Below are 14,038 nucleotides of genomic sequence, written 5' to 3'. Positions count from 1 at the left end.
AAGTACCTGACTTAATCCGGCACCCAGTTGACCAGATTGAAATTTTCCAGGGCCATCCAGAGGATAAAAAAGGTATAAAGCAGTAATAACATACAGCTTTCCCATTTTTTGAGATAGAGGCCCGTGCGTAAAAAGGCAAACAGCACGATGGTTCCCAGGGTGAGAAAAAGCATCATTGGGACAGCTACCGAAAAATTCACAACCGAAGATCCGGCAATAAGAACGCCTGCCGGAATGGCAATCAGTAAATCAAAAATATTACTGCCCAAGACATTCCCAATACTCACATTACCTTTTCCGGCCCTGGCCACCCTAACACTTACAAATGCATCTGGTATGCTGGTAGCAGCAGCCACAACAGTCACTCCCCAGAAAAAATTGGGTGTCTGAAAATAGTCGCCAAAAAAAATAGCCGATCGAAGCAATCCCTCTACCCCCACAACAATCAATACCAAACTGCCCAGCAATTTCATCCATTCTTTCCCTATGCCTTTTTCTTCCACTGGTTTTCGGGAGTTTTCCTTCATTTCCCTTTGAAATTCCTTGGTGTCTTGTTGCTGTAAAAACAGGTATAAAAAATACAAAGCTATTGGAATAAGCGCTATACCCCGCGTGATTTCTCCTTCAATTTGATTTGATTCTACCGGATAGTAAATTACGGCGATAGAAAAGGTCAATAAAAGAACGGCTACGGAGGTGATATAAAACTGGGCATCCTTGTAGACCAAAATGCTGTCAATTGAAATTTTGCCTGCAAGGACTCCTGACAGGCCGGGTATAAAAAGAATATTGAAAATAGCTGAACCTACTATGGCAGCAACACCCAGATCAAATTCTCCATGTATCAGCGTGGAAACCACCGTAGTGGAAAGCTCGGGAAAACTGGAACCCACCGCAGTAATGATGGTCCCCTGAACCAGGGGAGGTAATTGGTAGTGTTTGGATAATGCCTGGGCCGATTTTTCCAAAAGTCCACTGGCCTGCCATACTACAGCGGAAGCAACTATTACGATTCCTATATATAATAAAAGAGTTTCCAAAATTCAGGCGTTTGAAATCGATGACCAGGCTTGAAAAACCAATATCCCAAAGCTGAAAATAGCACCCAAAACGGGAATGGCTATAGGGAAGGTTTTGATTCCTTCCGGATGGGGTTCTTTTTTTTTGATGGCTATCAGGGCAAGGTTGATCAAAATAAAAACCAGGATCAGAATGTAGTTGGTAGCAATGGCTAAATTCTTAAGATCAAAAGACAGGGCGAGGATCAGGATAAAAAAGGTGGCAAAAACAGTTGACCAAATAGGTGTATTGGTCCTGGAATTGACTTTGCCAAAAATTTCAGGAGCCATTTTTTTCTCAGCCATGCCGTACAGCACGCGGGCACTCATCACTATTTGGACCAGGACACCATTGACGATGGCAATTAATCCAATGGCACTGATGATTTTGGGATAATTCTCTCCTTCTTTGGCCAGGATATCAGCCAAAGGAGCCTCACTTTGATTCAATTCTTCAGGGGATAATCCCAGACCTGCTATTACAGCAACCAACATATAGAGCACCGTTAAAATAACAAGTGAAACCATGATTGCGATGGGCATGTGCTTTTCGGGATTTTTGGTTTCTTCAGCCACATTTACCATATCCTGAAAGCCTATAAAGGTAAAAAATGCAAGGAAGGCACCCAATAAAATCTTTTCCCAATCTGTACTGTTTGCTCCCGGAATAAATTCATTCCAGCGGGCTGAAAAGGAGGCCAGGTTATCACCGGCGATGAAAATTACCAGAAAAAGTCCGGATATCTCAATAATGGTAATCACGGTAATCAAAATTGCAGATTCTGAAATTCCCTTTGCCCCCACAGCACCCAGGAGGAGGGTAATGCTGATAATGACCAGCCAATCAGGGATCTCTACAAATACATGCACATACCCCACATAGCCATTCACAACAGTAGCTGTAGAAACCATGGCCGACAAAACAATCAACCAACCCATGGCCATGGAGAGGTGTTTTTTTCCAAAGGCTTCATCTATGTAATTTACCTCTCCTGCACTTTTTGGAATACGGGAAGACAATTCCCCGTAAGACAGGCCTGTGAAACCAGCCAGTATGGCTGCAAATAAAAAAGCAAAGGGTGCCAGCATTCCGGCTTCCCCACCTACCTTTCCCAAAAGCACATAGATACCTAAACCAAGAATCGTCCCTACCCCATAAAAAATCAATAGGGGTAAATTGAGCGTTTTCTTGAGTTTTTCGTTTGTTTGGGCCTTTGGAGCTGACATCCTTTGTGGTTTGCCTGTAATTGCCTCAAATAAAATACCAAAGTCTTAAGCTTAAAAACCCGGGCTTTTCTTGCGGGTGCAGGTATCAAGCCTGAATTTTCCGGACAACTCAAAAGATTTATTTAGGGGAGAATGTACAAATGGCCTAATTAAAGGTTGTACAAGACCTTTGTTTCCGAGCAATTACTTACCAGTTGTCCAAATTTACCCTGTTCCAAAGTAGGACTCCCTTAAAACCCAACTACATCGCCCCTGCGAACCCTTTTTGTGGGTACTAGGGTGTGACAGTCCGGTTTTCCTGCAGATTTCCTCGGCTTGCTCCGCACACACCCACTCTAAGCGCCTCGGAATGATAGTTTTATTATGAAAATAGATCAAGCTCATGTTTAAATAGTCGCACCCATCTGTTGTAGTCCCGGTAGGCGGAACCGAATAAAGATCAGTATCTTTAGGATTGTAAAAAGTCTCAAGACATTTTATCCTGTATCTATTCTTTATTTAACTTTTGGAGTTATAACCGGTTGCGATTTCAATAGTCCCGGTCAGGATGACCCGACAGCACTAGGGTTATCCCCGCGCTTAAGGCTACCGAAATGCTTCGGTACAGATTTCACTCGTTGGAACAGTTAACTTTTTGACCTATATTCACCATTCAAGGCACACAGATGGTGTATATGAAATAGGCAAAATATCTGCAAATCCAAGGGTTTTAGCTCGTATCAAACGCTGTGCTTAACAAGAGGTTTGGTGCTTCGCAATTGCCTAATTTTGTGCACTAGTCGTTAGTGGAAATGTTTGCTAAGCACCCCAAAATGGATCGTAAATATGAATAAGAAAAGAAGAAATTTATTACGTAGCGCGGCATTTTCACCAATTTTATTAGGTTCTCGCAGCCTGTTCTCAAGCCCATTAATTACAACCTTAGCCCCGACCAGATTACAATATAGCATCAATGCCTATACTTTCAATGCCTTGCTAAGAAGTGGTGAAATGACATTTTTTGATATGATGGAGTTTGCCTCTACGCTAGGTTTAAATGCAGTTGACTTAACAGGCTATTATTTTACTGATTATCCTGAAATACCAGATGATAAAACATTGTTTCAGTTAAAGAAGAAAGCATTACAATTAGGATTAAATATTTCATGGACCGGGGTAAGGAATAACTTTGTGAATCCAGATAAAACTTCAAGAGCTTCTGATATTGAATTGATAAAAAATTGGTTGCAAGTATCATCAAAACTTGGAGCTTCCATTATGCGGATTTTTACTGGAAATGGAAAACACGAAGGGTATTCCAGAGAAGAGGTTAAAGAATGGATGGTGTCAGACTTTAAAGCGTGTGCTAGATATGCTGAAGATACAGGCGTTATGGTAGGTATGCAACACCACAATGATTTTTTATACGAAGCTGATGAAATCATCGATATTTTTAAAAGAGTAAACTCGGATTGGTTTGGATTAATTTTGGATATTGGTAGTTTAAGAAAAGGCGATCCATATAAAGAAATTCAAAAATTGGCACCATATGCAAATTACTGGTTTATTAAAGAATTGGTTTATGTGGATGGGGTTGCGGAACCTGTTAATATGAAAAAGATTGCAATAATATTAAAAGAAGTAAATTATACTGGTTACATTTCTTTCGAAAGCTTGACCGACGGCGACCCCAAACAAATTGTAACTACTATGTATAATGATTTTAGAACAGCCTATGAAAAGCTATAAAATGAAACCAATCACGCCCATACCATCAATAGAAATGTTATTTTTTAAATCATAGGTTCTTCGCTAAAATGTTCCTATTTGATCATCTTTTTACGTTCAGTCCCTGGGCAATGGCATGTAAGTTACGTTTTGGGTTAATAGGAAACCATCGATTTAAACTTTCCTCTTAGAATTGTAAATTTATCGCTTGCGGGAGGAGTTTTTTTGGTACTCAAAATCAAGCTTTGGGCCATCGTCCATCCCTCATTTCTTCTTCCTCTCCGACATGTTGGTTCCTCCGCTATACCAACCTCAGCGCCATTTAATTGCTTTTCATATAGAAAAGAGGGCTCACTGATATCAGTTTCAGTAAACCCTCTTTAACTAATTGGAGGTAAATAAATAATTAATACGGTTTATTTGTACCTTGCAGTAACCACATTCGTGAGCGGGTATCGTCATTTGTTGGCACCTGGACAAATTGAGATTTTTCCAAACGATTGACAGCTTCCTTGTATTTTTCAACATACTGAGGATCCGGAGGGGTGGGCGTATCATAATGGTACCTGATAGGAATTGCAGGCTGAGCACCATCAGCAGGAGGTACAAGATCCGGATAACCTGTTCTACGCCAATCAAACCATGGCTCTGGTCTGAAAAACATTGATATGTATTTTTGGGTCATAATGCGCTCATGCTCATTTGTTGCTTGGCTCAAATCGACTTCTTCCTGACTGTAAAAATCTTCAAAATCAAAGCCTCCTACATAGTCACCAAATATTCCCCATTCACCCATAGAAGCTTCAATAGCCTTCTTATAATGACCTTCTGCATCGCTGACACCAAATGCCCCAATAGCTGCTGCTTCTGCCAATATAAATTCAACTTCAGAATAGGTGATAATATTCATGCCAACATATTGATTTGCATTTTGATAATATATATCGCTAAGACGACTATTAAACGGAGTAGTTTTGGGCTCTACAGATGTGGCTTGAGGACCGGCATTATAGGCTGTCCATGAAGCCTGGCTGCCAACTGGTAGACCAACGTACAGACTTGTGTCCAGATCATCATAACCAGTAGGGTATGGCAATACTTCAATTGGGAAAGTCTGTCCTAGCGGATCCGTATATTGGATCGTTGTTGCTGCAGCAATATCCTTATCCCATTTCTTTTCAACAGGTCGTAACCACCTATACAATCTGGGATCATTTTGATCTCTTAAAGAATTAAGAAATCCTAAGCCCATTCTTCTAGCATAAGTAAGTTCAGAAGACCTAAATTGCCCGCCCCGAAAAGAAGTAGCTGCAGAATTTCCAAGGTAATCCAGCACAGCATTATCATCACTACTTATGAAAACATTTTGAGCAGCATCCTGAAATTCTGCATCTATGTCGACACCTAATTCATTCCTCTTTTTATTTAATAGCAAACACATCCTGATTCTGAGAGAATTAATAAATTTCACCCACTTATCTTTATTTCCGTCGTACAACAAGTCATACCCATCTAATACAGGAACTTCAGACCCGGAAATCCCTTCAATCATATTTTTTGCTGTTTTCAAATCAATCAACAGGGTTTCATAAATCTCTTTCTGCTGATCGTATTTTGGAAAAACAATTCCTTCCTCCAGCTGATTTGTTTCTGAAAAGGGAGCATCTCCATAAATCTTTGTGACTAAGTCCGTTAATGCGGCCCGATATACCAAAGCTACTGCCTCCGTAAAAACGTTTCCTTGCTCAATACTGAGGTCAGACATCGCTTGGACATCAACTAAATTTGAGTAGATAGATTCCCATGGACTACTTTGTCCTGGCGTCCAATACAGCGCATTTAATTCCTCCGATTTATAACCATCACCCACTTGATAATACTGCAATAAGGAAGGAATCCTTGAACCCCAATAACCAAACTCACTATACGTACTAGCCAAATTAAATGTATTTGTAGTTAATAGAAAATTTGGATCAACCTGGTTCACATCATTAGGACTTACATTCAATTTATCAAAATCACTACATGAGTTTAGAATTGGAATGAAAGTAATGGTTAATATTATTATTATAATTTTCTTCATGATCAATATTTATTATAATTAAAACCCAACATTTAATTTCACACCTATGCTACGGGTACGAGGAATGACAGAGTAAAACTCATACCCCGGTTCATTCCTGTTTCCCCTGGCGACATAAGCCGTTTCCGGATCGATGAATACATTGTGTTTTGTCCAGATAAATAAATTTTGGCCTAACAGCGATAGAGACATATTTTGAAGGTTCATTTTATTTACAATAGACGTCGGAAACCGATAGGTAATAGACAATTCTCTTAACTTCACATAAGTTGCGCTGTACAGATTAGCGGATGCCAGGTATCTATCAGCGCCCTTTTGCGCATTATAGGGACTTAGCCATATGGTTCCCGGACCGCCAAAGTTCTCGATATAACCTCCTTCGCCATCTTCCCTCACACCAACGTCAAAGCTGGCATCATTTACATATACTTTTTCTCCATCAGCATTGATATAGCTTCTGGCTTCTCGTTGTTGCTCGTCTTGCCAAGGAAAGCCCCCATATTCAGCATCTCGTCCTCCAACCCATTCATGTGAGAATTTCTCAGGGTTATCTTTGATTTGTTGTACAATGTCTACATTGGGGTCATAATCTACACTTCCGTTGATATATTCTGGAAACCTGCCATCATTCTTTCCTTGCCGCAACGTCTCTGAATAGAATTCACCTCCTGATCGCCAATCAAAAACTGCAGAAATGCTAAAGTTTTTATATTGTATGCTGGGGTTTATACCCAGAATAAAATCAGGGTTGTAGTTTCCAATTTTTTCAAAATTTTCTGGATTTTGATCCCTTTCAGGTTTACCATTACTATATATGATGGCATGACCATAGTATTCAGAGTTAGGATCTTCCACTTTAAAGTAAGGAGCTTGATAAATATCTCCTACCTGATCCCCTGGATAGGTATAGAAATAAGCGTATCCCTGGTTGTAGCCAAAGTATTCGACCCCATCAGCCAGCTCTACTATAGTGGTTCTATTTCTAGTGAAATTTAATCCCAAATCAAATGAAAAATCCTGTTGCCGGAGAATAGAGGTGCCTAGCGTGATGTCCCAGCCATTGCTTCTTACCAATCCTGCATTGATAAGTTTGCTGTTCGCTCCTGAAGTAATGGGGGTATTAATGCCAAGTACCTGATTTTTATTATCCATCGTATAGTAGGTGGCATCCAGCGTTAATCTATTATTAAACAGAGATAAGTCAACTCCAATTTCCTTTGACGTAGCTATTTCCGGTTTTAGTTGGGCATTTTTAGCCACCTTGTCAATACTGGCGCGTTTGGTATCTCCCCAATCTGCACCAAAATTATAATATCTTTGAATTTGGTAAGGATCTACATCATTTCCCACCTGAGCATAACCTGCACGTATCTTGGCAAGACTAACCCAAGCTGGCATATCAAACATTTCATTTATCAGCACACTTATAGAAGCTGATGGGTAAAAATACGAGCGGTTCTCTTTTGGCAATGTACTTGACCAATCATTTCTAGCCGTCAGGTCAAGATATACCGTATTTTTATAGCCTATTGAGCTTTGCCCAAAAAGGCTGTTCACTTTCTTTTTACTTAAAAAGTTGGTATAAATGACCGAACCCGGACCTCCATTACTAATGGTATACAAGCCGGGAATAACCAGGTTAGTTGTCGAATTATGAATATTTTCCTTATAATTATATCGCAGATTTCCGCCAGCATTGGCTTGTAGGTCAAAATCTCCAAATGTTGTATTGTAAGAAATAATACCCTCCCAGTTTTGTTCTCTAAAACTGGAGTTTTGTATGTCAAAATTCCCTTTCTTTGAATCAACTGTATCCCATGGTCTTTGATTTACGGCTCTTTGGTTTAATTGGCTTCGTAGGTATCTTCCTGTAAAGCGCAGGTCCTTAGCAATCTCCCAACCCACTTGTATTTTAGTCATTGCCTGTACCCGATCAAAACTAGTTGTGGCCAACTCTTGCATCAAATAAGGATTGTTCCACCTTTCCTTCCAGCGGGTTTGAACAATACCTTCCTGGTTAGGCATCCACCATGTATCCGGATTACTATAAAGAGACATGTCAACTTGTGGCCCAATGGTTAAAATGGCTCTTGTTGGCGTGAGAAAGCCATCATTGGTATTTGGCCTATTACCTGAACTCGACTCATTCAAAGAGGTCATCACCGTCACGTCCAGATTATCAGTTAAGTTCATGGTTCCATTGATGCCAATATTATTCTTTTTTAAATCTACATTCGGCATAATACCTTTATTAAGGTAGTTACCCATAGAAACGCGGAAATTGGCTTTGTCATAGTTTCCGCTAACGCCCACATTATTTACTTGCGTCCAGCCGTTTTGATAAAAATTTTGCTGACGATTTATATTGTTTTCATGAGAAACCAATTCGCCTGGACTATCCTGATTTCGTTGTTGTGCAATAAACCCTTTGTCTAATTTAGGTCCCCAAAATTCATATGCATCGTTTTCAAATACAAATGCACCTTCCTGCCCTGAGGCAAACTCATTTTGAACAGGAAGATACGCATACGGATTATCTATAATGAAGGAAGAATTGAAATCCACCCCTAAGCCTTTTTTCTTACCTGTGCCTGATTTCGTCGTGATGAGTACTACTCCATTCGCCGCACGCGAACCGTAAAGAGCCGCAGCACTAGGTCCTTTTAATACGGACATTGATGCTATATCCTCTGGGTTAATGTCTGAAATAGCATTGCCAAGGTCAGCCTGATTGAATAGGTTATCTGTAGTATTGTAAACGGGCACACCATCAATAACGAACAAAGGTTGATTATCAGAGTTTAAAGATGATGCTCCTCTGATTACCATATTCATGGAAGAACCTTTAACTCCGTAGGTTTGAGAAATCTGTACACCGGCTATCTTCCCTTGCATTGAACTAAGTACACTTGCCTGGGGCGTTTTATTTAAATCCTCCCCATCAACGGTTCCTACCGAATATCCCAATGATTCTTTCTCACGGGAAATACCCAGTGCAGTAACAACTACCTCCTTCAATCCAACTGCAGTTTCAGACATTGTAATGTTGAATGTTGACTGTGATCCAATCACTACTTCCTGTGCTTGATACCCTATGTAAGAAAAATTCAAAGTTTCCGTATCCCTGGGAATGGTAAGTGAAAATTCACCGTCTAGATTCGTAACGGTTCCGTTGGAGGTGCCTTTTGCTAAAACCGCAACCCCAATCAAAGGAAGACCTTCGGTATCGGTTACGACACCGGTGACCGTTTTTTGCTGGGATTGCTCAATGTTTGTGTCCTGCGCATAGGAAATGCGGCAGACGAATATCGAAGAAGTTGTGGCAAACACAAACAAACATAATTGTATAACCCGCATGGTAGTGCGGGGAAGATTTACAAAATCTTCATAAAATAGTTTTTTTTTCATTTTTCTTCATTTTAAATAAATCTGGATTGAAACCGAGATCTGTATGCTTTTTTCTTGTCCCGGCTTTTAATACTGCTCGATACTTTTTTCGTTCTATCCTGTGGACATAGTGCTCTGGGTTTTGGGTTTACTAAAATTTAATTGAGTTATAGTGACAGGAAGAATTTATGACTAGGGTGGTTTTCCCATCCTCCTTTTTCATCTACTGCTATAAATGTTAGTAAGATCGTTGCTATAGGTTTGCGGGAGTAGGCAGAATATTGCATTCCTCTCCACCAAGGCTTGAATAAAATGATCGTAATAAGTAGTTGGTAAAAATTTTCACTTTTAGACTGGTTTTCACGGACCAGCTTAGCGAAATCACTTAATAGTTTTTTATTGCCACTTCCCTATCCAACATTACCTATTCCGTCACCGGAAACCCGGAAAATAATCAGGCTGACAGCATTTCTTGAATCTCTATACCGACTTGCAATTTCCCACCTGCAGGATGCTAACGGACAAATCCAGTCTTATCGGGAAAACAATCCTGAAAAACCAAGTATGACAAACAGTTAGACTTCTTTTTAAGAATTTATTTCTTAAATGATTAATATAGATTCTTTTTATGTATTTAAAAAGCATTTTTTTCAGGAATTCAAATATTAAAGGATGGTTCCTTCTTGTATTATAAATTAAAGTAAGATAGTATTAGAATATTGTAATATAATATCTAAAAATAAGTTTTTATTTTTGTGCGCCTGTAATTTAAGTTAGATGATAATAAATAGTTAATAAAGCAGTAAAAATGAATAATTTAGTGATGAAATGTTCATTATTGATAGTCAATAAAAATATATCGTCTATTTAGGTTTTATTAAGACAAGTCATACGTTTAGGAGATATGCTATTAGGAAGTAATAGCGGTTTAATATGGTTACGGGTAATCATCCGGCATTCAGTTCCCTAAGAATGCCAGTTTCACGAGCACTAAAATGTTAAATCGCGAACACGTTGAAAAGGTGACAGAACTATTAAAGGTGTTTAAAGCTTTCCGGGAAAAGTTTGAAGATCTAAAGGAGGGTGAGTGTACGTTTAAAAAAACTTGATTGACCTTATTGCGGATCACTTATTGGCCCGAAAGCAGCTGAAACCGCTGAAAGCTATCCGATACCTGGACAACAATTGAAATTTCACCAATCCCCGAAGGTTGTTTTTTGGAGGTTTTTTATTGGATGGAAGATTATAAAGATAGCCTCAACATTACTACTTTAATCTACTCCTTAAAATAAGACCACGCGCCTTTATTTCCTAACTGAATTTTCGTGACGGTTTTAGCTGCTGGCAGGACTTTTTTTATGCCTTATCCCAAAGTGATAAGAAACTGTAAAAAGTCACCACAATCTTTCCAAATGCCTGGCAACTTTCCGGACAATTAAAATCAAAAACTAGTTAATGGTTTCGGTAATTCCCTATATTCAGCCGGAATTCCTTCATTAGGCCATAAAGGAAATAACAGGAAGGGTTGCTGTTAGCCATTAGTTGAAAGTAATTTGCAAAATTCAAATAGATCAAAAAACAGAAATCAATAAATGAAGAAAATACTGTTATTGGTAGTAATTTATCTGGCGTTCATAAGCCTCGGCTTACCAGATTCCCTGCTTGGTTCGGCCTGGCCTTCAATGTTCAAAAGCTTAAACGTACCTATACATTTTGCTGGTATTATATCAATGATAGTCGCTTCGGGGACGGTTATATCCAGTTTATTTAGTGCCAGGTTTATCCAACGTTTCGGCGTTGCAACAATAACAACCATTAGTGTTTTGATGACCGCTCTTGCCCTTTTAGGGTTTGCGCATTCGGAAAATTTTATTTTCATCTGCTTTCTAGCTATTCCTCTAGGTTTGGGTGCTGGATGTGTGGACGTGGCACTGAATAATTATGTGGCGCTCCATTTTAGGGCGATTCACATGAACTGGTTGCACTGTTTTTGGGGAGTCGGGGCGGCTATTGGCCCTGTCCTAATGGCAAGATATTTAGCAATGGGACAATCATGGACAAAAGGATATAGTACGGTAGGATGGGTTCAAATGGGCTTGGTCATTATTTTGCTAATGTCAATTCCATTATGGGTCAGAAAACAGAAAAACCAAAATGACTCCGACGATTCAAAATCTAAGTTACCTTTAATAAAACTACTTTCGATACCAGGAATCAAGTCAGCTTTGGCAGTTTTCTTTTGCTATTGCACGATTGAAGCAACCTTTGGTCTATGGGGTGCAAGTTACCTTGTTTTGGTAAGGGATTTTAAGGCTGAAGATGCCGCGAAATTTGTGGCAATATACTATGCAGGAATTACAATTGGGAGATTCATTTCTGGTTTCGTTTCATTAAAAATGGACAATCAAACTTTGGTTAAATTAGGCCAGGGATTAATCTTAACAGGAATATTGACCCTTACTTTGCCATTCCAAGCCACCATCTTACCGGGCTTTTTTTTAATAGGTTTTGGTTGTGCGCCTATATTTCCCAGCCTATTGCACAATACGCCACACAATTTTGGGAAAACTAATTCGGAATCAATTATGGGTTTGCAAATGGCTTCCGCCTACATTGGCATAACAATAATGCCATTTGTCTTTGGAAAACTTGCTTCCTATATTGGATTCTCATCTTTAATTTGGTTTTTGATTATCATTCTAGCCATAAAAATTTACATGAATATGGACCTGAATAAAAAAGTTTTGACTAAAAACTACCGCCAATAACTCAGCTTTCTGACGGCTGGTGGGGGAAAGGCCATTGAAATTTTCGCCACACATGGAGTACCGCATTACGTCCAGTTGTTGTTCTTTTCGGGATCATTGTGAAAACTGAGTCTCTTACCCCTGTCTCCCGTTTGACCAACCTAATACTTGTCGAGGGTTTCCGAATAAAGGATTTATACATTATTCTGATCCTTGTATAAAGACATAAAAAAAAACCTGCCATTGGCAGGTTTTTGCTCCTCCTCTTGGGCTCGAACCAAGGACCCTCTGATTAACAGTCAGATGCTCTAACCAACTGAGCTAAGGAGGAATAATCGTCTTTTAAGGGCATTTCCTTAATTGAGATGCAAACATAACAGGTTACTTATTTTTTTCCAAATAAGGCTGCCTGGATTTTTCATAAATTTTATTTCCTGCAAATCTATAGGTTCAATACCAGCGACTTAAAGTTTATCCTGGCAAACGCTGGCCCGGGCTTTAACCCCCTTCAAACAGCTGCCCCTTGCTTTTAAGGGATTTTTTAAATGCAAGCCTTTTTTTTACCTGAAAAAAGTATAAATTTGCCAATCCAAACTGAGAAAGGATGTTCATTTATTTCTTTTCTAATCTCGGGGTGTAGCGCAGCCAGGTAGCGTATCCCGACTGAGGTCGGGAGGGTCGTGGATTTAAATCCCGGATTGAAATTGAAATAATGAATAGTAATTAATAAATCTCGGGGTGTAGCGCAGCCAGGTAGCGTATCCCGACTGAGGTCGGGAGGGTCGTGGATTTAAATCCCGGATTGAAATTGAAATAATGAATAGTAATTAATAAATCTCGGGGTGTAGCGCAGCCAGGTAGCGTACTTGCATGGGGTGCAAGGGGTCGTGGGTTCAAATCCCGCCACCCCGACGAGAGTTGAGCCAGACTGGGATTCCAGCCTGGCTTTTTTTATGAATTTCTTTGTATACATACTATATTCCCCTTCCCTAAACCGCTATTACGTTGGCCATACCCAGCATATTGAGGAACGCATTCAGCGACTCAATTCAGACAGAAAAAAATCCACAAAGGAGGAATTCCCGGGAAAATGGTGCATGCTGAATCAGTCAAAAACCGTGCGGATGCCTAGTTAGGGAGCAGCAAATCAAAAGCCCGGGCTTTGAGAAAGTAATAGCGAATACTCAGATGTTCCGAGTAAAATAATTCAATGCGTTTCTTTTAATTTGTCAGAAATGAAAACTTTAATCAGGCTTTGTCTGGTAATACCTAATTTTTGGGCAGCACGATCCAGTTCCTGAACCATCCATTCAGGGAAATCAACACTCACCCGACGGGCTTTTAACCCAGGTTTGGATATTTTATCAGTTTGCAGGTTAGGAAACAAATCCTCCTCCTTTTCAAACTTTTCATCAAATTTAGCTGCTGAAATAGATTTCCTTTTTCATGTTTATAATTTGTTTTTAATAGGCCACATGGAATCTCGCATGTTGGATAATCATTCCTCCGTGTGTCGCTAGGAACATGCTCGATTTCATTGTTCCTTGATTTTCTGACCGATATAATCCTGACAGCCCCATTTCTGATCGTAAATACAGCTGACCAAAACATTTCATCTAGTTTCGCTACAAACCTATCATCTAACTAAACCTCTATCTTCATGATAATCTGACATTTGTTATCAAAATAGATAATAGGAGCTCCGCTCATTGATGAACTGAGTTCGATTTTAAAACTTTATGAATTATAGTATCTATTCTTTCATAAAAATTGTAATTACATTATGACTCAAACCTATTATTCATAACGCTCTCTGGAATGGGGCGTTC

Annotated in this window: 7 protein-coding genes and 2 tRNA genes; 4 read left to right on the top strand and 5 right to left on the bottom strand. The window is 39.5% G+C overall.

Annotated elements, in window-relative coordinates; translation table 11 throughout:
* Positions 1 to 11 precede the first annotated feature (11 nt).
* Positions 12 to 1,040, bottom strand: a complete 1,029-nt coding sequence (locus HUJ21_RS01100) for a sodium:calcium antiporter (RefSeq protein WP_291366589.1) — start codon at positions 1,038 to 1,040, stop codon at positions 12 to 14.
* Positions 1,041 to 1,043: 3 nt separating this feature from the next.
* Positions 1,044 to 2,285, bottom strand: coding sequence for an amino acid permease (locus HUJ21_RS01095; RefSeq protein ID WP_291366588.1), 1,242 nt, complete (start codon positions 2,283 to 2,285; stop codon positions 1,044 to 1,046).
* 825 nt (positions 2,286 to 3,110) lie between these two features.
* On the opposite strand from HUJ21_RS01095, the gene HUJ21_RS01090 reads away from it, so the two are divergent.
* On the top strand, positions 3,111 to 4,013 hold the full coding sequence (locus HUJ21_RS01090) for a sugar phosphate isomerase/epimerase family protein (protein ID WP_291366587.1): 903 nt from the start codon (positions 3,111 to 3,113) through the stop codon (positions 4,011 to 4,013).
* Between the two features lie 385 nt (positions 4,014 to 4,398).
* Here HUJ21_RS01090 and HUJ21_RS01085 read toward each other — a convergent pair whose 3' ends face one another.
* Complete coding sequence (locus tag HUJ21_RS01085; RefSeq protein WP_291366585.1) at positions 4,399 to 6,075, bottom strand: SusD/RagB family nutrient-binding outer membrane lipoprotein; 1,677 nt, start codon at positions 6,073 to 6,075, stop codon at positions 4,399 to 4,401.
* Between the two features lie 18 nt (positions 6,076 to 6,093).
* Entirely contained in the window at positions 6,094 to 9,483 is a 3,390-nt protein-coding gene (locus tag HUJ21_RS01080; RefSeq protein ID WP_291366583.1) for a SusC/RagA family TonB-linked outer membrane protein, read from the bottom strand.
* Positions 9,484 to 11,054: 1,571 nt separating this feature from the next.
* Here HUJ21_RS01080 and HUJ21_RS01075 point away from each other — a divergent pair.
* A complete protein-coding gene (locus tag HUJ21_RS01075) occupies positions 11,055 to 12,230 on the top strand; it encodes an MFS transporter (RefSeq protein ID WP_291366581.1) in 1,176 nt (391 codons plus the stop codon).
* Positions 12,231 to 12,466: 236 nt separating this feature from the next.
* Here HUJ21_RS01075 and HUJ21_RS01070 read toward each other — a convergent pair.
* Positions 12,467 to 12,540: transfer RNA gene (locus HUJ21_RS01070), tRNA-Asn, on the bottom strand.
* A gap of 507 nt (positions 12,541 to 13,047) precedes the next feature.
* Here HUJ21_RS01070 and HUJ21_RS01065 point away from each other — a divergent pair.
* Together HUJ21_RS01065 and HUJ21_RS25050 are read left to right on the top strand one after the other, a co-directional pair.
* Positions 13,048 to 13,121 (top strand) — tRNA-Pro (locus HUJ21_RS01065).
* Between the two features lie 41 nt (positions 13,122 to 13,162).
* Positions 13,163 to 13,345, top strand: coding sequence for a GIY-YIG nuclease family protein (locus tag HUJ21_RS25050; protein WP_366483483.1), 183 nt, complete (start codon positions 13,163 to 13,165; stop codon positions 13,343 to 13,345).
* The last annotated feature ends 693 nt before the right edge of the window (positions 13,346 to 14,038 follow it).

It is taken from the genome of Cyclobacterium sp., assembly GCF_014762705.1.
GTDB lineage: Bacteria > Bacteroidota > Bacteroidia > Cytophagales > Cyclobacteriaceae > Cyclobacterium.
Note: the sequence above shows the minus strand (reverse complement) of the source record. Positions and strands in the feature narration are given on the sequence as shown.